A 21578-nucleotide genomic window follows, 5' to 3' on the forward strand; every position below is an offset into this window, starting at 1 on the left:
CTTCCTTGTGTCAATTGACTTGCGGTTTGCTGCCGCCCTGCGCGGCATCGAACTGGGTCTGGTACAGCTGATCGCCGTAGGCCTGGGCAAGTTCCTCGAACTTCACCCGGGCGCCCCCGGCAAAGGGTTGGCGCATCTTCATCACATCCGCCACATCGATCTTTTCGTAGGCCGCAAGGATCCCCTTGGCGACCCCGTACATCTGCTGATTCTTTGCCGAACACGCCAGCACCTGCTGCTCGCGCTCGGCCAGGCTGGCGGCCAGGCGCGCACGCTCGGCTTCCTTGGCCTTGGCCATGCCCAGCAGCTCGTCGTAGGCCTGCTTGTACTTGCCCAGTTGCGCGTTGCTGCTGGCCACCAGCGCCTGCGCCTGGCCGTGCAGGGCCTGCTGCTGGCCCAGCAGCTGCTCGGCCTGGCCACGGGCCTGGGCCAGTTGCGCGGTCAGTTGCTGCACCTGGGCCTGGGCCGCATCGCGTTGCTGCTCGGCGCTCTGGCGCGCCGCCGAAGCCTGCGCCTGTTCGCTCTGCAGCGCCTGCAACTGCTGGGTGGTACTGCGCAGCTGGGTGCGCAGGCGCTCTTCCATGCCTTCGGCCGCAGCCACCCCCGCCCAGCTCACGCCCAACGCCACCAGCAGGTACGAACAACAGGCCCGATAGGCTCGCTTGTTCATGCTCTTTCTCCCTGTGCGCGCCTGCTAGAAGCGCGTGTTGACTTCAAGTTGTAGCACATCGATATCGAACGGCGCGCCGTAGACCGCCTCGGTACTCATCCAGCGCGCCGTGGCGTACACGTTCTGGTCCAGGCCGTAGTTGGCACCGAGGATGTAGCCCTTGGCGTTGGTGCCGCCCAGGTGGAACGAGGAATCGTTGAAGCCGTCGGGCAAGGCATCGGGCTGGATGTGCTTGTAGCCGGCGAACAGGTTCCAGTCGCCCTGCTTTTTCAGCTCCAGCGCGTTGCCCAGGGTGAACTGCACCATCCACGCATTGGCACCGCTCTTGATGTTGCCGTCGCTGTCGAGGTTGTTGGCCAACTGGCCGGCCGAACGCTTGCGCATCTCGCCTTCGTCGTAGGCCAGGTTGTGGATGTAGTTGGCCTGGCTGCGCAGCTTGAAGTCGTGCGGCAGCTCGGTGTCCCATACCGCGTTCAGGTCCAGCAGGTTGAACTCCGATGCCAGCCCCACGAACTGCGGCTGCGGGGTGGCGGCAGGGTTGGCCGGGTTGGGCGTGATGTCGCGCAGCAGGAACAGCGTGTTGCCCTTCTGCATGAAGGTCGGGCGGCTGCCGTCACTGTCGCAGCCAGGGTCGCCGTTCCACGGCTCGCATGCCCCGGAGCGCTCGCCGACAATGTCGTCGAAGCGGTAGTAGGCCAGCGCGCCCTTGAGCCGGTTGCTGTCGTTGATCTGCCAGTTGGCGCCCAGCTGCGCGCCGTACAGCCACTTGTTGTCGCTGCTTTCCTTGTCCAGCCCGTTGCTGCTGGCGGTGTCGGCGCTGTACTCCACCGGGAACGCGCCGAGGGTCCCGAACAGGCTCAGGCTGTCGCTCAGCGGCTGGTTGAACAGGGCCGCCACGCCGTCGAAGTTGAGGTCGTTGGAATACAGCATGTCGGTGGACATGAACGGGTTGGCGATACGCCCGCCGGTCAGGGTCACGCGCTCGCTGGCCACCCAGCTCAGGTAGCCCTGGTCGAGCCACAGGTCCTTCTTGCCGAAGCCGCCGCCCAGGGTCTGGGTGGTGGACACCGGGCCGTTGTCGCTGCCGGTGCCGATGCGGATACCCGCCGTCCAGCTCGGCGACAGCACCGCCTTCAGGCCCAGGCGCGCGCGCAGGCGCAGCAGGTTCTCGCGGTCTTCGCGGGTATTGAGCAGCGGCGGCAGGTTGCGCCCGTTGTTGGGGTTGACGTCGTAGGGGCCGTCGGCGTTGAGCTTGGCAAAATCGATGATCTGGTTGCTGTTGTTGCCCGAGAAGTAGCGCGACTCGTCGCGCAGGCGCACGTCGCCATCGAAGCTGATGCGCGAGGCCCAGTCGGGGAAGGTGTTGGGCGCGGCCCAGTTCTCCTGCTTGGCCTGGGCCATCACCTCGGCCTTGACCTCGTCGCGGATCTGGTCGCGCACGATGGCCGGCACATACTGCACGCGCACCTCGCCATTGGCCGCCGGCACCGCCGCCACGCTGGCGCGGGCCTGCACCGCCTCGCTTTCGGCCTGGTCGATCAGGGCCTGGGCCTGGTCCTGCTTGAGCACACCCTGCTGCACCAGCAGGCGGATCAGGTTGATCGTCGCGTTCTGCGACGGCGCCGGGGTCTGCGCCACGGCCGGACCGACCGCCGCGGCGACCACCAGGCCGACTGCCAGGGTCAATCGGTTCACTGAGCACATCATGGATTTACCGCTCCTGTTGGTAAGTCGTGCGTCGTAGGGATCGGGCGCCGGGTTCATCCGCGGCGCCCCTGCAAGGCGATACGCACCGGCAGGGTCAGGCTCGCCGGCGGGCGCTGGGTCATGGCCGGGGCGGCGCGCAACGCGGCCAGCACCTGGGCGTCCACCGCGGCATCGCCGCTGGAGCGCACCAGCTCGACGCGGGTCACCTCGCCGGTTTCGCTGAGCCAAACATCGCCCTGCAGGTTGAAGGTCAGGTTGCGCAGCTCGGGGTTGTCGCGCAGCAGGCGCTGGAAGGCATACGCCAGGAACTGGCCGTAGCTGCCGCTGCCCAGCCCGCCACCGCCGCCGGCCATGCCGCCGCCCTTGCCGGCACCGATGTTGAAAGCGTCCCCGCCCGCCTGTGCATCGCCGTCGATCTGCATCGGGTTGGCCATGTCATCGGCCGGGCTCGGCGGCGCCTCCTCGGCCGGCTTGACCTCCTCGGCCTCGGGCACCGGCTGCGGCTCGACAATCTTCTCTTCCACGGGCGGCTCCGGTTCCTTGGGGGGCTCGGGGGGCGGCGGCGGTGGGGGGGGCGGCAGCGGAATGATCGCGGGGATCTTCGGTGCCTCGCGGCGCACCCCGCTCATGTCGTTGGCCCACTGCCACAGCAACCAGGCCAGGCCCGCGCCCACCAGTGCCACGACGCCCCACTTGAGCAGGCGCCGGCTATCGAACTTCTGGTTCATGGGCATCCTCAACCCTGGTTCGGCTTGCCGGTCACCAGCCCGACCTGGGCCAGCTCCAGCCGACGCAACAGGTCGAGCACCTCGACCACCTTCTGGTACTGCACCGCCGCGTCGCCGCGCACGATGATCGGGAAGTCCGGGCTGCGCGCCTTCTCGCTGCGCAGGCGCTCTTCCAGTTCGGCCAGGGTCACCGGGTAGGCGTCGAGAAACACCTGCCCGGCATCGTTGACCGAGATCGCCTTGGTCTTGGGCTGGGACAGCGACACCGAGGCACTGGCCTTGGGCAGCTGGATCTGGATGCCCGACACCTGCGCGGTGGCGGTGAGGATGAACATCACCAGCACCACCATCAGCACATCCACCAGCGGGGTGACGTTGATGCTGTCGACGGCCGCGTCGTCGTCATCGTCGTGGGAAGCATTCATGGCTGCCATGGCGCTCTCCTCAGGCCGGTACGGACGGGTGGGCAGCGTGGGCAGCACGCCGGTGGCTGGCCTCGCCGGCCTGGCCTTCGCCATGCAGCTCGGCCAGGCGCGTGATGAACTCGTCGACGAACACGCGCATGTCGGCGCTGACCTCCTTGTTGCGGGTGATCAGGCGGTTGTAGCCAAACAGCGCGGGGATCGCGACGAACAGGCCCATGGCGGTGGCCAGCAACGCCGCGGCCATGCCGGGGGCGATGGCGTTGATGTTCACGTCACCGGCCATCGCGGTGCCCAGGAACACCACCATGATCCCCAGCACGGTGCCCAGCAGGCCGATGTAAGGGCCGCCGGCAATCGCGTTGGACAGGCTCGACAGCTTCGAGCCCAGCGCCTGGTTCTCGCGGGTGCGCACCCCGTCCATGGAGCAGCGAATGGCCTCGATGGTGGCCGCCGACACCGCCGAGGTGTCGAAGCCCTGGGCGCGGCGGGTACGGATCTCCTTGACCGCCACCAGGTACAGGCGCCACAGCGACGAGTGCGTCAGGCGCTCGCCCAGGGCGGTGTCGTCGGCGAACATCTCAAGGCGCGTGCCGATATTGGCGAACTGCTCGCGAAACAGCCGGTTGGCCTGGCTGACGTGGTTGAGGGTGCGGTTCTTGCGCAGCATGATCACCCACGACTGCACCATCATCAGCACCAGCACCGCGATGATGATCCAGGCGTCCAGCGGCACCGCCTTGAGCAGAAAGCCCAGGCTGCCGAAACCGAAACCGGACTGCTCTTCATCCACCCCGTACACCACCAGGCGCGACTCGGTGCCCTGGGCCAGCGCGTCGGCCTGCAGCACCGGCACGGCGCGGGCGATGCGCGACAGGCGCAGCTCGTCCATCGCCCCCACGAACGGTACATAGGCGCCGGGCGGCTGACCCTCGGCCGGCGGCAGGTCGGCGCCGATGGCCAGGGTCGAATTGAACGCCGGCACCGCCGCGGTCAGGCTGGCGACCTGGCGCCCGTCCACCAGCAGGCTGAGCGTACCGCCCTCGCCCACCAGCGCCAGGTGTTGCCACTGGCCGGCATCGAGCACCTGGCCGGCAGCGCTGCGCAGGCCGTTGACCTCGACGAACGGCAGGCCCTGGCTCACACCCAGCAGCAGGCGGTTTTCGCCTTCATGGCGGGCCAGCAGCAACTGATCGCCCAGCAGCTGGTCCTGGCGTACCCAGGCGCTGAAGGTGAAGGCAGCGCCAGCCGGCAGTTGCAGCGACGGGCTGGGTGCCAGCAGCAGCGGCTGGCCGTTGAACTGGATGGCGCGACCGATGATGCCCTCGATGCTCGCCGCACTGCCCTGGGCCTGGTTGCCGTAGGGGCTGGCGTCACGCGGTGCGGCGCCGTCGAAGTGCATCAGCAGGGTGTAGTCGGCATCGAAGGCCGGTTGCGCATTGGCCGGCTGCGCCTTGGGGTTGCCGTAGTACATCCACAGGTCCTGGCGCTGGCCGCCCTGCACGTCCGGCACGTCGACCCAGATCAGCGCCATGCCCATCAGCGGGTCGAAGCTTTCGATCTGGTGGTTGAGCACGGTCTTGTCGTCGCTGGCCACGAAGCGGATGTCCGCGCCGTTTTCATTGACCCCGTCAAAGCTGAAATTGCCGGTGTGCAGGCGTACCAGCAGTGCCGTGCGGCCCAGCGACTGGGTCAGCGCCGCGCCCTGGGGCGTGGTGTCGACGGAAATCTGCTTGCGGAACTGCCAGTCGTCCTGCCACCAGGCACTGGCGCTGCCCGGCAGGGCAAAGCCCAGGCAAATGAGCAGGGTCAAGATGAGGCGTTGCATGGAATGTCTCCAGGGTCGATGCCGATGGGGTCAGAAGGTTGCCTGTACGCTGAAGTGCAGACGCGAGTGGTTTTTCTCGGTGTTCGCGCCGTCCTTGAGCGGCAGGCCCCAGTCCAGGCTGCCGGACAGCCAGTCGTTGAGGGTGGCGCGGGTGCCCAGGCCGACGCTGGCCAGGCTGAAGTGGTCGTCCTGCTCGGGCAGCGGGTCCTGCAGCGACAGCTGCGCGCCTTCGGCGAACACATAGAAGCGCCAGTCGCTGATGTAGCTGCCCACGTAGCGGCCCAGCGAGGGCGTGCGCAGTTCCTGGGAGAACAGCAGGCCGTCGTCGCCGGTGCGTTCGGCGGCCAGGTAGCCGCGCACCGAGGTGGCGCCGCCGGCAGCGAACTGTTCGTTGGACACCAGGGCCCCGGAGGCCAGTTGAAAGCCCAGCTTGGTTGCGCTCTGCCAGTCGCCGGCAAACGTGAACGTGTAGTTCGCATCGCCCTTGAGCGCGGCGAAACTGGAGTCGGCGCGGTAGCGCTTGTAGTCGAAGGCCTCGTCGTCGCTGCCGTAGCCGAACAGCCGGCGTGTGCCGGCCACCAGGCTCAGGCCCAGCCCCAGCTGCGAGGCTTCGGTATAGCGAAAGCCGTTGTAGGCCAGGGTGATCGGTGCGTACTTGAGCGGCACGGTATCGCGCTCGCCGCCCAGTTCGACCTGCTCGTCGAAGTCCTTGAAGTCGATGCCCACGGAAAACGAGTTGGCCCAGTTGCCGTCCGGCACCAGTGAGTAGATCGCCGACAGCCCGTAGGAATGGCCCTTGCCCAGCACGTTGCTGCCGCCCACGGTGGCCACACTGCTGTCGGACTTGTAGCCGCTGGCCTGCAGGGTCCAGCGCGGGTTCAGGGGCGCGCTGTATGAACCGGACCACACCTGCGCGTTGTCGGTGTCCTGGGGGGCGGTGAACCAGGTCAGCGACACGCTGTGACCCAGTTGCCAGAGGTTGTTGTAGCCCACGGTGGCCACGCTGCGCAGCTTTCTGGTGTCGGCGCTGTAGTCGTTGTTCAGGCCGATGCTGGCGTGCCAGGGCTGCTTGTCTTCGACCTGCAGGTCGACGTCCAGGGTGCCGGGGCGCTGGCCTTCGCGCACCAGTGGCATCACCTGGCGCCCGGGGCCGCGGTTGAGTGCGGCCAGTTCGCCCTGGACCTTGGCAAAGTCCGGCACCTGGCCCTCGCTCAGGGCCGGCACCTGCTCGCGGATCTCCACGGGCGAGTAATGCCTGGCGCCGACCACTCGTACCCGGCCGACCCTGGTTTCGCTGACCTGCAGGTACACCACGCCGCCTTCGACCTGCTGCTCGGGCAGCTCGACGAACACCGACTGATAGCCCAGCGCCTGATAGCGTTTCTGCAGGGCCTCGCGGGCGCCTTCCAGATCCACCAGGGTCTTCTGCGGGCCGAGGTAGGGGTACACCGCCTCCTCGATGGCGCGGGCATCGAGCACCGTGTTGCCGCGCACCACGTACTCGTTGATATCGACGCGACGCTCGGCCTGTTCGGCGCTTGCGTGGTGGGTTCCCAGGGCCAGCAGCATCACTGCGCCGGCTCGCCACCCGTTGAAAAACAAATGCTCCACACCGCCCCCTCGTTCAAGGAAATCCGTCTGGCCCAGGGCCGTGTCTTATAAATGGTTGTCTGCGCCGCCGTGACCGGCGTGGCGGGCCAGCCAGCTGTGCAGCTGGGCCAGGTTGAGGCTGAACTCGGGCATCTGCGCCAGGCCCGCGTTGCACACCTCGTTGACGATCGACTGCAGCAGGCGCGTGGCCTGCTGGCAGGCCAGCAGTGCGTTGAGATCGTGGCTGAACAGGTTGAAGCTCCACACCCGCGACTTGAGTTCCAGGCCCACGAACCAGCGGAACAGCAGGTTGTAGTTGAGCTGTTCGTAGAGTTGTTTTTCGCTGGGGACCGAATACAGCAGCTGCAACAGCAGCAGGTGCATCAGGGTGTGCGGGGCGATGCTCATCGCGTTGCGCCGGGCCAGGTCGGCCAGCTCCTGCGCGTGGGCGGCCAGCAGTTCCTCGACCCTGGGCTTGAGCATCACCAGCGAATGGCCTGGCGGGATGCAGCTGGAGACTTCCTTGAGCGCGCTTTGCCAGTCGTCCTGGGACACGATCCACACCCAGGGTGCGCCGTAGCGGTACACCGACACCGGTTGCTTGCGCGCGGCTTCGACGATCTTCGCCAGGCGTTGATCGAGTTCCTGCATTCCGACTTTTGCGTAGCGTTCCATGGTTCCCATCGCTCCACTCCCTTCGTCCCTGTGCGGCTGCGCAGTGACTGCACATACCCATGACGGGGGTGGCGCTTTGCTACCGAACTTTTGTCACCAAAGCTTCATGAAGAGAGATGCAGGGCTTGGGCTATCCAGCGCCCTCAGGGTCGTGCGCCGCCTGCGCGGCGCTCGGTTTGAAGAGCGCCACAACTACTTCATCGACTGGCGCCTGCCGGGCCCGCCCCAACCGCCCGCCCCTCACCCCTGCTGCACCCAGACCAACCGAACCGCAAACCCCACCAGCAGCCCACCAAACACCCACTGCTGAACCTTCTGCGCCAGCGCGCGCTGCTCCAGTTGGCGCCCGACCCACCCGCCGGCCAGTGCATACACCCCATCGAACATCATCCCCATCACCACCAGCACCAGCCCCAGCAGCGCGAACTGCTCACCCACCGCCCCCTGTGCGGGGTGGATGAACTGCGGCAACAGCACCGAGCAGAACAGCAAGGCCTTGGGGTTGAGCAGGTTGGTCAGAAAGCCCTGCGCTATCGCCGCCCTCCACGTGCCACGTACCGCTGCACCCCCCGGGCCCTGCACTGCACCCGCCACGGGCCTGAACATCTTCACCCCCAGCCACAGCAGGTAGGCCGCCCCGGTGTACTTGACCACCTCGAACGTCCAGGGCAGTACCTTGAACAGCGTCGCCAGCCCGACGGCGGCCAGGGTCACGTGGCACGCCCGGGCAACCGCCAGCCCCAGCACGGTCGCCAGCGCCGCCCGCCGCCCCTGGCGCGCACCGGTCTGCAGCAGCAGGATCATGTCCGGGCCCGGCATCAGGTAGATCATCGTCAGGGCAGTCAGGTAGAGCAGTTTTTCGTCCATTTCAACGACCTCAGGCTGGGGCAACAGAGTGAAAATTCTATGCCGGAAGGTCGAGGCAGGTGCTTGCGTTATGCGCCCGCAACGGGGCTATTATTGGCAGGATGTACCAATTCAATACCTAGCCACAGGCCACTTATGCCAAACCACGACCCAACCTACCCCAAGCTGGACGGTTACGACCAACGCATCCTTGGCGCACTGCAGCGCGACGGGCGCCTCACCAACGTGCAACTGGCCGAAGAGATCGGGCTGTCGGCTTCGCCGTGCCTGCGACGGGTGAGGCTGCTGGAAGAAGCCGGGGTGATCCGCGGCTACCATGCCAGCCTCGAAGCCGAGGCAGTCGGCCTGGGGTTGACGGTGTTCGTGGGGGTGAAGGTCGAGCGGCACCATGAGGTCGAAGCGGAAAATTTCCGCCTGGCCGTGCTGGCCCTGCCCGAGGTGGTCAGCGCCTTTCTGGTGTCGGGCGAGTCGGATTTCCTGTTGCATGTGGTGGTGCCGGATCTGCGCGGCTATGAGCGGTTCCTGACCGACACGCTGCTCAAGCTGCCGGGGATCCGGGATATCCGCAGCAACTTCGCAATCAAGACGATCAAGCCGCAGGGGGCGCTGCCGCTGGGGCACCTGGGGCGGTAAGCGGGTAGCAACGACCGGCCCACCCGCCCCGAACCGAACCTGGCAACCCTACAACACCAGATTCCCGCGCTCCTCCTCCGTCAACCGCCCCCGCGCCTGCTCATCCAGCGCCCCGGCCCCCAGCACCTGCACCGGGCTCTGCGGGTTGTACTGCGGCCCCAGGCTCGCACCCTCCTTGCCCGGCACCAGGCGCTCGGTACCAAACCCCAGCACCTGCACGGTGATCACCGACGGCTGACGCTGGCGGGCCGCGGCCTGCTGCTGGCGCACCGCATCTTCGGCGGCCTGGGTCGCCGACGACGCCGCCGCACTCGCCGACGAGATCGCGCCGGTGTTCACCGCCGCCACCACCGGCATGCCCTTGGCATCACCCTGCACCTGGATGTTGGCCGCGTTCACCACCTGCAACGCGGCAATGTTGACGTTGCCCGACACCCGGATGCCCGCCTCCCCCGCATCGATGGTGCCCAGCGGCGCAATCAGGTCGATGTCCCCCGGCGGCACTTCCACCACCGGCGCCAGGGTGGCGATACCCGCACCGGTACTCGGCACCGTGGGCGACAGGCTGCTGTTGCCCCAGGTGTCGTACAGCCGGCGAGGCGGGGTGTAGACCACCGTGGTCTTGGAACCACGCCCGGCGTTGATGTCGCCCTCGGCCGACCAGCCCAGAATCGACCCGCCAAAGGTGGTCATGATGCGGCTCTGCCCCAGCAGGATGCTGCCACGCGCGTACAGCTGGATATCGCCGTTGCCCTGGGTGATCACCCCGGCACCGGCCGGCGGCGCCTCGCCCTCCACACCGAACACCTGCTGGCCACCGGGGGTGAGCATCTGGATCGCGCCCCCCACCTGGGTACGTACCCCGGCCCCGCCGAACATCAGGATGTCGCCGTCGTAGCGGATCGGGTTGCCGGCCACGTCCTGCTCGGGGAACAGCGCCGCGATCGCATTGCGCCCGCGCAGGTAGCTGCCCTGGCGCGGCCCGCCCACGGTGTTGTACTCCAGGCCGCCGGCACGCAGCTCGGCAAAGTACACCTGGCGCGCAAACACCGCCTGCTCGGTCGCCGGCAGGCTGGCGAACCTCGCCCGCGCCTGGGCCGCATCGCCCTCGAAGGCGTAGCGCTCGGCCAGCCATTGACGCAACTCCTCGGCGTAAGTCTTGGCCACCTTGCCCGGCTGCGCCGCCAGGCTCTGGTTGCTGTCGGCAAGGTTGGCCGGGTTCAGGTACAGCTCGGCAAAGCGCGCATACCCTGGCCCCTGGGCGCCCACACCGGCCTGCAACACCAGGCTTGCGCCGGGGCGGTTGTCGCCGGTAACGATGGCGCCCAGGCTGGTGATGGCTGCACGGTCCTCCTGGCGCAGGTCACGCCCGGCACTGACGGTGAGCGTGCCGGAGCCGGCCACGTTCAGGCCACTGAACAGGATGTCGCGCCCAGCCACCACCTGCGAGTGATCGGTGGCGTGGTTGTGCACGAACAGGTTGCCGCTGGACAGCGCCAGCGCACCGACGATGTCCGACATCATCGCCGGCACGTAGGTGGTCTCGCCAAGGCCGGTTCCGCTGTACACGATGTCGCGCCCCGCCATCATCCACACCGGTGCGGCGCCTTCGTACCAGACGGCCCCATTGCGCGCATTGCCAAAGTTCAGGACCTCGCCCGAGCGCACCCCCACCAGGTCGCCGCTCACGGCGTAGATGCGCGCCGGCTGCAATTGCCCGTAGGCATTGGCGGTGCTGGTGCTGCCAAAGGCGAACAGCGGGAAGCGACCCGCTTCCAGGTCTGCCGCAATCCCGTCTGGCCTCTGGTTGCTGACGCTGTGGCCGTTGTAGCTGCCGATGAAACCCGGGTTGAACGGCGTAGCCAGGGCCGACGGTGCGGCGCCGGACTGGTTGATCGCATAGCCACCGGCGTAGATCGAACCCTGCGCCACCAGCTGCAACTGGGCATTGGCCGAAGGTGCCAGCAGCAACGAGTAGCCACTCGCGCCCTGCAGCCGGTTCTTCTCCCGGTACTGCGCGGAGTTCCCGTAGTACAGGTTGCCGGAGGCCGCCACCGCACGCAGGATCGACGGGTAGACAAAGCGCCCGTCGGTGGGCGAGGTATCCAGGCCGGACAGCGCATCACCGCTGACCGGCTGGGTCAATTCGATCAGTTGGGTGCTGGGGGTCAGGTCACCGCCCGCCGAGAACAGGTCGATGGCAGTGTTGGCCGTCCACAGGCTGAACCAGCTGTTGCCGCCCCCCGCCGCCGTGCCGAACGGCGTGGTGTTGAGCGTTGGCACACGGCCCGGGTCGGCCGCCGCCCCCAACACCAGGTCGCCCCGGGTGCTCAGTTGCACCGTGGCGTCGCCGGGCACCACCACCAGGCCGCCTTTGGCGCTGGCCAGGGTGGCCTGGAACGGGTCGTAGGCGCGGGTTTCGTGGCTGTCCTGCTGTATCCCGAGCGCGCCGTAGGCACGGTCGATACCGCCCACGGCCGCCGCCGACACCTGCAGGTTGCCGCGCAGGTTGACCAGGGTGCCCTGCAGGTCATGGGCGGCCACGCCCAGTACATCGGCGTTGTCGCCATGCCCCAGGGCCGCCTGGGTGGGGTTGACGGCGCCGCCGACCTTCAGGTTCAGGTCGCCGCCACCGCCCAGCGTCAGGCTGCCATCGCGGCCCACGCGGCCGGTGCTGCCTACTGCCAGCTGCAGGGCCTGGGTACGTGCGCTGTCGTCCCACTGCGTGCGGTACTGGTCAGCGGTATTGCCGATCACATCGAGGGTGCCGGCCTGCCCGCCCACCGTGACATCGAGGTTGCCCCCGCCCAGGGTGCCGAAGCCGGTGAAGCCGGCCACCACACTGTTGCGCTGGTAGCGCACATAGGTGCCGAAGTTGATCCACCAGGCCGTGGGTATCTGCTCGTCTGCCGCCAGCGCGTTGCCACTGCCCTGGCGCCACAGCCAGTTGCCGACCTGTGCAGTGGGCAACTGGTAGGCCAGGCGGGTCAGGCTGCCATATTCGCGGCTGAGGGAGTTGCCCGTCAGGTTGCCCCCCACCGTCAACAGCAGGTTGCCGCCCTGCTCCGGGTACCAGGCCTGGTACAGGCTCTGCGCGCCGCCATCGACCAGCGCCTCGTAGCCGCCGAGAAACTCCGGCAGCACCTGCCCGTCATTGGCCTGCCCGCGTGCCAGTTGATAGGCGGCGGGCACCGGGGTCGCCGTACCGGCGGTGTACACGCCGAACAGCGTGGTCATGTCCAGGTTGCCGGCGGCGATCAGGTCCAGGTCACCGGTACCGGTACGCAGCACGCTGTAACGCGAGGCGCCGCCGGGCACCGTGTCGTGCTTGGTGTTGCCTGGCGCGGTCATCACGCACCAGGTGGGGAACTCATCGCACAGGGTGGGGTAGCCAATCGCATCGAAGTCGATCAGATCACCCGGCCTGGCATCTGCGCCAAACCCGTCGATGCCTTCCTGGGTCCAGGCCAGGCCACCGCCGGCCGCCGGTGCCCGGGCGCACCAGGTGGGGAACTCGTCGCACAGCGTGGGGTAGCCGATGGCGTCGAAATCGATCAGGTCACCGGGCCTGGCGTCCACGCCAAAGCCGTCGATGCCTTCCTGGGTCCACACCAGGCCGCCGCCGGCAGCCGGTGCCCGGGCGCACCAGGTGGGGAACTCGTCGCACAGCGTGGGGTAGCCGATGGCATCGAAGTCGATCGGGTCGCCGGGCTTGGCGTCCACACCAAACCCGTCGATGCCTTCCTGGGTCCACACCCAGCCGGCACTGGCGCCTACCGCCAGCATGCCCACGTGGTGGTCGGCCAGGCGCAGGCGCCCGCTGGCGTTCGGGTCGGCCAGGCGCGGGTCGGCCGCCGTGGTATCGGCACCGGCCACCACGCGCAGGTTCCACGACTGCGAACCGGCCGGCAGCATGCTGGCGACCGCCCAGTTGGTGCCCTTGCCCTCGCTGCGCAGCGCCACCGAGCCCACGCCCCCCAGCTTGATATCGGTGCGCGGCGGAATGATCGCGCCGCGTTGCAGCACCAGGTTGCCCGCCAGCAGCACCAGGTCATCGGCGCCACCGTTCAGCAGGTGGCCCGGATCGGACGGCAGTGCCACGCCTTTTGGCCAGGTCATGGCCGTGACGGGCGTGTTGACCACCAGCCGCGTGCCGGCGCCCAGTTGCATGCCCGCTTCCAGGCGCAGCGGGGCCTCCAGGCGGGTGCCCGCCGCCAGTGCCTGGCTGCCGTCGGCGTTGTAGAGCGCCGCCGAGAGCACGGTGCCAGCCGGCAGCTCGATCGCGGCCGAAAGGGTTGCACGCACTGGCAGCACAGCGCCCGAGGCCAGCACGCGCGCCTGTATCGGCAGGTCGTAGTTGAGCACCTGGCCGGCCAGAAAACCGGTGCCCTCGTGCAGCTCGACCCCGCCGTTGGGCACCACCACCTGGGCGCCATAGGCCAGGCGCCCTTCCAGCAGCACCCAGCCGCCGTCGTCCTGGGTCTCGGGTGGCGGCGCGAAGCCGTCGTTGATGCTGCCCAGCACCTCCACGTCGCCACCGGCACGCAGGCTCAGGCTGCCGGCCTCGCCCGAGCCGTACACCGCGCCGGTCTTGTGCACGTTGGGGTTGAGGCTGGCATAGCGGTAGCGCGACAGGTCGAGGTCGCCGCTGACCACCAGGTCGCCGTCGGTGATCACTTCAAGCCCCGGGCGCAGGTGGAACTGCTGGGCGTAACCCTTGACCAGGCCGGCGAGCTTGCCGTTGACCAGCGCCGTGTTGGCCAGGGCGCTGTCGATGAACTGCACGCTTTGCGCGTGGCGTGCGTCGAGGTAGGCCTGGTCGATCTGGACATAGGGCTTGCCGCTGACATGCGGGTCGACGCCCTGCGGGGCCGCATGATCGCGCGCCATGGCGAACAGGTCGATGCGCTGCGCACCAAGAATCGACAGCGCCTGCGAGGCGTCGATGGCGATGTCGCCATGGGTCGGGTCGTCGGCCCGCAGCCGCGGCGCATACAGCGCCAGGGTGCCGCGCTCGCGGCCATCGTGCTGGCCGGCGCCGCCGCCCAGTGGTGCGTCGGTGCCATGGCGCAGGTCGATACGCACGTCACGCGCCAGGGTCAGTTGCCCGGCACCGGCATTCAGCTCCACCGTGGCCCGGTTGGGGCTGTCGATGATCTTGCCGTAGCTGTCCACGCGCAGCACGCTGCCATGTGCATCGAGCACCGCGCCCTGGGCCAGGGTCAGGCCATTGCCGGCGGCCAGGCGAATGCTGCCGACACGCTCGCCGCTGGCATCGATCAGGCCGTTGACACGCAGATGGCCGTTGTCCAGCGACACCTGCACCTGGTTGGCGCGCACCCCGTTGCCGATCTGCAGGTCGCCCTGCTTGAACTGGAAGCGCCGGCTGCCATGCACGCCGCCGTCGTTCAGGCGCTGGTTGAGCGTGGCGAAGGCACTGCTCAGGTCACCGGCCAGCCCCTGGGCACGCAGGGTGAAACCCGCACCCGCGTAGGGCACCTGGGTGCCCCCGGCATCGTAGTGGCCGGAGCTTGCGCCCAGGAGGCGGCCTTGCAGGTCGACCTGGCCGGCACTGGCGTCCAGCGCCACCACCTCCAGGCTGCCGGCCTGGTTGTGTTCGGCGTGCAGGTCGATGATCGACCCGGCCGCCTGGTGGATGTTGCCGTGCTGGCTGCGCAGGATCACGTCGCCGCCCCAGCTGTACTTGTCCAGGTCGTTGAGGCTGACCTTGCGCCCGGCCAGGTCCAGTTGCGCCGCCTGGCCCAGGCGCAGGTCGCCCTGGCTGTCGAGGGTCAGCTTGCCGCTGGGCAGTGCCACGCGGGTGTCGAGGTCGATGCGCTGCGCGCTGAACGACCATTCGGCGCCCAGCGCCCCGGCCTTGAGCTGCGCGTCGGCGGTGCTCGGCGCCGCCCCTGCGAGCATCTGCAGGGCACCGCCGACGCGCACCTGGTTGACCGAGCCGGCTTCACCGGTCACCAGCGGGGTGCGCACCAGCAGGTTGCCGCCGCTGTAGCGGTAGCCTTCGCCGGTCACATACTCGCCGCGTGACTGATACACCGACAGGCTGCCACGGTGGTTGGCAGTCAGGCGTTCGCTGGCCAGCAGCGCCACGTCGCTGAAGCCCAGCGCCAGGCGCTCGAACGCCGGCTGGCTGCTGCTCTGCGCCTGCGGGCCATACCCCAGTTCGATGCGCCGGGCTTCGATCTGCAGCCGTCCGCTGCCGGTGCCGGCACCGTTGCCGAGCAGGGCCGGCGCGGCCTGGGTGGCGCCACTCCAGATCAGGTTGCCGGTACGAATGCTGGCCACGTCAGTGGCCGCGCCATGCCCGTAGATCGCCGGGGTGCCCAGCACCAGGTTGCTCAGGCGCGACTTGCCGGTCGCCGGGTCGAGGGTGTCGAGCGCGGTGGTGCCGAAGAAGTTGAGGCTGTCCTGCACGGTCAGCGTCAAGGTTTCCAGGGCTGGCGCGCCACGGCGGGTATCGCCCTGCAGCAGGCGGTCGAGCACCTGCTGGTTGAGGGTCAGGCCGCTGGGCAGGTAGCCCGCCGCAGCGGCAGCGGCCAGGCTTTGCGCACTGCCGACGTTGATCGCGCCCACCGCCAGGGTCAGGTTGCGGGTGCCGAAGCGCACCTGGTCGTCGAGGCTGAAGCGGTTGTTGGTGGCGGCGGCAATGGTGCCTTCGGAATACAGCTCGGTCTGGCCGCTGCACCGCGTCAGGCAGCCGCCGATCAGGATGCTGCCCGGCCCGGTGATCGTCCCGCTGGGCGCTTGCGGCGCCAGCACGTCGACCCAGCCATTGGACACGATCAGCAGGCTGCTGTTGTGCGGGTTGTAGAGGTAGCCGTCGCGGCTGTCGTAGGCGGGTGCGCCCTGCCCGAGCGTATCGATGCTCGCGCCTTGCTCTATGTTGATGGCGCCGGCGATGCGCCCGGTAACCATCAGCACTTCGGCGGCCTTCAGGTGCGCGCCACCCTTGAGCACGATGCTGGTGCCCCTGGCATCACCGAACAGCAGCTGGTTGCCACCCTGCCCGTACACCCGCTGCCCGGCATGGCCGATGCGCAGGCTGCTGGCACCCAGGGCGTTGAGCTGCGACGCGGCAATGGCGGTTTCGCCGGCACCCGGTGTGGCGGGCGCGTTGTCGCCGTGGATCACCAGGGTGTCGCCGAACAGCACCGTGGCGATGCTGCCGTGGCCCTTGTCCGCCGGTTTGTTCAACAGCACGCCCTGCATGCTGAAGCCGGGCCGCGTGGTGTCGTTATGGCCCAGGTCCAGGGTCAGGCCCTTGGCATCGATGGGCAGCGCGGCACGCGGGATACCCAGGCGTGCGGCATCGTTGAGCAGGAACTGGCTGAAACTGGTTTCGTTGTACTGCGAGTACCGACGCAAGGTGTCGGCACCGGTCAGTATCAGGTGCTGCGACAGGGCATCGCCCAGCCCGCTGCCGGCGATCGAGCGCTTGCCGGTCAGGCCCCATGAGCCATTGCGCAGCGCCATGGCACCTGCCTGCGGCGCGCCGACGCTGGCCTGGCCGTTGACCTCGACACGGTAGGCCCCCGGCAACAGCGCATAACTGGCCGGCAGCAAGGTGTAGGTGCCGGCGGGCAGGCCTGGGATCCCGGCGTCCAGGGTGATCTGCTGGCCCACCAACGGCATCGAACCCGATGGCTCGCCCGCCACCGCTTCAGGCGCCACGCTGGCCTGCACACCGGGCACGATGGCGTACACCGGGTTGTTCGCCAGGCCCGGCAGGCTGAAGCTGCCATCGGGGTTGTTGCGCACCAGCGGGTGATAGCGGGCATCGGTGGAGCCGCCGCGCCCGGAGATGAAGCCGGCGCCGCGCACATCGCCACCGCCGGACAGGTCGATTACCGCACCGGGTTGGACCGCGATGCTGCCACCGCCCAGGGTCACGTTGAGCCAGCCGTTGGGCAGGCTCTGGCCCAGCACCGTGCTGTTCAGCGACTGGCCGGCGAAGTTGTACACCAGGCCATCTACGGTGCCGCCATAAGGCATCACCAGGCCGGCGGCACTGACCGAAGTCAGGCTGCCAGGGCGCAGGGTCACTTCGCGGGTGCTGGCGGTGCCCAGTACCAGGGCGCCGAGGGGCGCGCGCAGCACGCCCTGCTGGTCGATGGTGTCGGCCTGTATCGACAGCGCGCCAAACAGCGAATAGGGCTGGGCAGGCGTGGCCGCGCTGCTGCGCGCAATCTTCACATGCTCGGCCTTGATCACTGCCACGGCATTGGTGCCAGGGTAGATCTGCGCCGCGCTCAGGGTCAGCGTGCCCGGCGCCACCAGCCGCGTGTCGTTACCGCCCAGTGTCTTGAGCAGGCGCAGATCGCCGCTGCTGTTCAGGCTGACCTGATGGAAGCCGCGTCGATCGATGCTCAGCGCTTCACTCACCCCCGTGCCGAACTTCAGGGTATTGCGTACGTCGATCAGCGCCGCATCCACCTGCAGCATGGCCTGATCGGCTTGCGACGAAAGCGCGATACCGATTTGATTGTTGGTGAGGCCCGGCCCGGCCGGCGGCAGGCTGGTGTACCCGGCCAGACGCACATGCGCAGCCGACAGGCGCACCCGGGTATCGGCGCGAGCCCCTTCGGCCAGCCCCAGTGCGCCGGCATACAGGTGCAGGCTGCGCGCCGGTTGCAGCGTCACGTCGTCGGTAAAGCTGATCACGCCGCGGCTGAACAGCGTCAGTACATCGAACCCGCCCTGCGCCACCTGGGCCACGCTGAGGTGGCCATGGCCATGTTCCAGCTTACCGGCCTGGTTGGCGAAGGCTTCCCCGCGCGGGCTGATACGCAGCTCGCGCTGGCGGATGGCCTCGGCATAGGCCGGGGTGATCGGGTAGGTACCGCTCTCCAGCGCAAGGGTCAGGCTGCCGCCCGCCACGCCAGCGCCACCCGCCGCTGCACGCAACTCGCCGTCCACGTACAGGCCATTGATCGAACTCAGGCTGATGCTGCCGCCCTGGCTGGCCAGCCGAGTCGCGCCAACCCCGGGAACATCGACGCTCATCTGGCTGCCGGACGCATCCAGTACAGCGCCACGCTCGACCACCACGAACAGGTCGGGGGCCAGCGCGCCACCCAGGTTGGGGTCGAAGGTGCTGCCGATGACGATACTGCCGCCCTGGCGCAGTTCGCCATAGCGCTCGCCACGCGCGTCCACGGCGGTGACGGCACGGGCCGATACGTCGAGCAGCGCCCCGGCGCCGACCCGGATCGCCCGTTGATGCGGCTCGAACCGCACCGCACTGGTCAAGGCCTCCTGCACAACAGTGTCAGCCAGGGTGATCTGCCCGCCGTGTGCCACCAGGCTGCCGTCAACCTGCAGGCCACCGGGGCTGCGCAACGTGATGGACTGCCCGTCATCGACCTGGATACGGCTGCCGCTGGCTACCTGCAGCCAGCGTGACGCCACCTGCTGGGCCGACTGGTCCAGCTCGCTGCCCGCCTGCAGCAGCAGGCTGGCACCGGCGCGCTGGGTCAGGACGCCCTTGGCGGCGTTCTCCAGGTACTGCGGTGGCGTCCACAGCTCCAGCGCCTCGGTCGCCGAACGGGCATCGCCACGCAGGCGGTACACCGGCCGCGTCACCTGCACCTGGCTGTCGGCCGCCACCTCCAGGCGCTGGTTGCCCACCACCTCATAGCGGGCAAAGCCCTTGGCAAAAAAATCGCTGCCCAGGTTCAGGCTGGCCGCCGGGGTGTCGGCGCCGATGCTCACGGTGTCGCCGCGCAGGGCCAGCGTGCCGGCACCCGTGGTGCCGTACCCGCGCAGCTCGCCGCCCAGCAGCAACTGCCCACCGGCCCCGCCCGAGGTCAGGCTGGCCAGGCTCAGGTCGCCACCGGCACCCCCGCGCCAGTTGCCGTCGGGGGTGCGCGCCGCGCCGCTTTCCACACTCAGCACACTGCCCTGGCCCAGGCGAATGTCGCCGGTGCCACGCAGGGCCAGCGAACCGCCGTCCAGCCAGGCCGAGAGGTCGGCGGGCTGCGCATTGACGCCGTCCTGGCGCCGGCCGCTGGCCTCCACGCGAACCCCGTCGGCCACCTCGATACGCGCGGCCAGGCCGGCATTGCCGACCCGCAGGCTGTCCGAGCCGCGTTGCAGGTTGCCCAGCAGCAGGTCGCCGCCGTGGCTGACCAGGTCGGCGTTTATCTGCACCTGTGGCGCCAGCAGGCTCAGGCCGGCGCCGTCGGCCAGGTTCAGCGCCTGCTCCAGGCGGATGCCCTCATACGCGGCCACCTGCAGGCCGCCAAGCTCGCGCAGGCGCTCGGCTTCCAGGCGCAGGACGCCTTCGCGCTCGGCCTCGACCGGGGCGTCGAGGGTCAGTGAGCCGCCCTGCACCTGCGAGCCGATCACCACCTGGTGCAGGTTGCCCGCGCCGGCGTTGAGCACGCTGCCCGTGGCGGTGGGCCGGTAGTCGCCAACGATCAGCTGCGCGCCGCGGGCCTGGCTCAGCTGGCTTTGCCGGTAGCCGTCGAGGCCGGTCTGGGGGGCCTGCAGCTGGTGGTCGCCCTTGAAGGTTTCGCCCAGGATCTCACCGCCCAGCTGCGCATTGGCGGTGCCGACCACCAGCCGCCCGGCATCGCGGCCAACGGTGTAGCCGTTCTCCAGGCGCTCGCGCGGGGCGATCAGCGGGCTGTAGAAGTAGCGGGTCTGGCCCCAGCGTGCGCTGTGCTGCTCGTAGCCCTTGTACACGCCCTGGTACAGCACATCGCCAGGGGCACGCGAGAGGTTGTACAGGCGCCCGTCGGCGCCCTTGAGCCAGGTCTGCTTGAGGTAGCCGGTGGCCACGTCCAGCGTGCCGCCCGAGAGGTTGACCAGCGAGCCGGCCTGGGTCACCAGGTCGCCCCCGGTGAAGCTCACCGTGCCGCCCTGGGCCAGCCACTCGCCCAGCCCGTGGCTGCGCGTGCCGAGGTAGCCGCCCACTTCCAGCAGGCCGCCGGCGGTGTACCAGCGCTCGCCCTCGTAGCCGTTGGTGCCGGCGGCCACGTGCACCAGCTCGCGGATGTCGACCCACACATCGGTGCTGTTGAGCGCGCCGCTGTCGCGGTTGCCCGCCGCGTCGCGCTGCTCGTTGCCCTGGATGTTGACCTTGATGCTGTTGCTGTCCATGGCCAGCTTGACCCCGACCGCGCCCGCCACGTCCAGCACCGCGCCGTCGCGCAGCAGGCTGCGCTGGCCGGCACTCACCGCCACCTGGCCGCCGGTGGCCAGGGTCAGCGAGCCGCCCTGGAAGTCCACCGTGCCGCCACTGACGATCTCCACCCGCGACAGGCTGCGGTCATCGGCCACCGCGCTGAGGTTGTCGAACGCGCCGTTGCGCTGGTTGACCTGCCCGCCCAGGTCCTTGCGCACCGCCTCGCGCTGGCTGTCCAGTGCGCTGCCGGGGTTGGCGTCGATGACGATGGCAGTGGTGCTGCCGGCGGCCAGGGTCACGTTGCCGGTGCGGTCGCTGGCCGCGTTGAGCAGGTGGATGGTGCCGCGGTTGTCGATCGAGCTGGTGGCCACGGCCACGCCCTGCTGGCGCACCTGATGCCCGGTCAGGGTGATGTCGCCCTGGCTGGCCTGGATCAGCCCGCTGTTGCGCACCGTGCCGGCCGTGCTGCCGGCCTTCAGCGTGGTGGCCACCTCGTTGCCGCGGGTGGTGGAGTACGGGTTGCCCGCCGTGCCGACGCCCTTGCGGATGTAGAAGGTATCGCCCGCCGCCAGGGTCGCCTGGCCCTTGGCGTTGATCAACTGGCCGGCGTTCTCCACCTCATGGCCCAGCAGCAGGGTGTAGCCACCGCCCTGGGTGGAGCTGGCCGGGGCGTGGGTCTGGATCAACGCGCCGCGCTCGACCATGACCTTGCCGGCGGCATCGGTAAAGGTCGGCTGGCTGCCCAGGCTGTCCACGTACAGGCCGCGGTCGGTGAACTGCTGGTCGCTGATGGTGGCGGCGGCCGCCGTCAGGTTGCGCACGTTGATCTGGCTGCTGCCGCTGAACACGATGCCGTTGCGGTTGACGATCATCAGCGTACCGTCGGCCTTGATCGTGCCCTGGATCTGGCTGGGCGCGACGCTGTTGCCGACGCGGTTGAGCAGTGCCCAGTTGGCGTCCTGCTGGAAGGTCAGCTGGGTGTCGCGGCCGACGTTGAAGGTTTCCCAGTTGAGAATCGCCTTGTCGGCGGTCTGCTTGATGGTCACCTGGGTGGTGCCGCCCTTCTGCGTCTGTACCGGAGCCTCGGCGTTGGTGAACAACGGCTTGCCATTGGCATCGAGCAGCGGGTTCAGGCCATTGCCGCCCAGGCCGTTGTGGATGCTCGAGGGCGCCGCCAGCGCGGCGGCGCGGCCGGCCGCCTGGGCAGCCTGTTGCGCGGCGATGGCGGCCACGGTGTTGTTGAGGTTTTGCAGCGAACGCTGCAACTGGGCATTGGCACGCTGCTGCTGGGCCAGCGGCGGTGGCAGCC

The 21578-nt window shown here is 68.8% G+C and carries 9 protein-coding genes and 1 pseudogene; 1 reads left to right on the forward strand and 9 read right to left on the reverse strand.

Annotated elements, in window-relative coordinates:
- Positions 1-10: 10 nt before the first annotated feature.
- The 8 genes and pseudogenes from B4I46_RS15910 to B4I46_RS15945 all read right to left on the reverse strand — a co-directional run bounded on the left by B4I46_RS15910 (position 11) and on the right by B4I46_RS15945 (position 8487).
- Entirely contained in the window at positions 11-670 is a 660-nt protein-coding gene (locus B4I46_RS15910) for a hypothetical protein (protein WP_043860179.1), read from the reverse strand.
- Positions 671-694: 24 nt separating this feature from the next.
- The gene (locus B4I46_RS15915; RefSeq protein ID WP_286900934.1) at positions 695-2377 is read right to left on the reverse strand and encodes a putative porin; all 1683 of its coding nucleotides are present in this window, start codon (positions 2375-2377) and stop codon (positions 695-697) included.
- Between the two features lie 53 nt (positions 2378-2430).
- Positions 2431-3105: an energy transducer TonB family protein gene (locus B4I46_RS15920; protein WP_240619904.1), complete on the reverse strand. Its 675-nt coding sequence runs from the start codon at positions 3103-3105 to the stop codon at positions 2431-2433.
- A gap of 8 nt (positions 3106-3113) precedes the next feature.
- Positions 3114-3539 (reverse strand): ExbD/TolR family protein, encoded by a 426-nt coding sequence (locus tag B4I46_RS15925; RefSeq protein WP_043860333.1) that lies wholly within the window; start codon positions 3537-3539, stop codon positions 3114-3116.
- A 10-nt stretch (positions 3540-3549) separates the two neighbouring features.
- Positions 3550-5355 (reverse strand): DUF2341 domain-containing protein, encoded by a 1806-nt coding sequence (locus B4I46_RS15930; protein WP_286900935.1) that lies wholly within the window; start codon positions 5353-5355, stop codon positions 3550-3552.
- Positions 5356-5385: 30 nt separating this feature from the next.
- Positions 5386-6924 (reverse strand): ShlB/FhaC/HecB family hemolysin secretion/activation protein, encoded by a 1539-nt coding sequence (locus tag B4I46_RS15935; protein WP_088515468.1) that lies wholly within the window; start codon positions 6922-6924, stop codon positions 5386-5388.
- 87 nt (positions 6925-7011) lie between these two features.
- A pseudogene (locus tag B4I46_RS25665) lies at positions 7012-7326 on the reverse strand (transposase); the annotation flags it as partial.
- 534 nt (positions 7327-7860) lie between these two features.
- Entirely contained in the window at positions 7861-8487 is a 627-nt protein-coding gene (locus B4I46_RS15945; RefSeq protein WP_078481895.1) for a LysE family translocator, read from the reverse strand.
- 135 nt (positions 8488-8622) lie between these two features.
- On the opposite strand from B4I46_RS15945, the gene B4I46_RS15950 reads away from it, so the two are divergent.
- Positions 8623-9120 carry an Lrp/AsnC family transcriptional regulator gene (locus B4I46_RS15950; protein WP_058541157.1) on the forward strand — a complete coding sequence of 166 codons (498 nt, stop codon included), beginning with the start codon at positions 8623-8625 and terminating at the stop codon, positions 9118-9120.
- 48 nt (positions 9121-9168) lie between these two features.
- Here the strand turns inward: B4I46_RS15950 and B4I46_RS15955 are convergent.
- A partial coding sequence (locus tag B4I46_RS15955) for a filamentous haemagglutinin family protein (RefSeq protein ID WP_414708944.1) occupies positions 9169-21578 on the reverse strand: 12410 nt, incomplete at its 5' end.

It is taken from the genome of Pseudomonas sp. UBA7500 (assembly GCF_002478435.1).
GTDB lineage: Bacteria > Pseudomonadota > Gammaproteobacteria > Pseudomonadales > Pseudomonadaceae > Aquipseudomonas > Aquipseudomonas palmensis.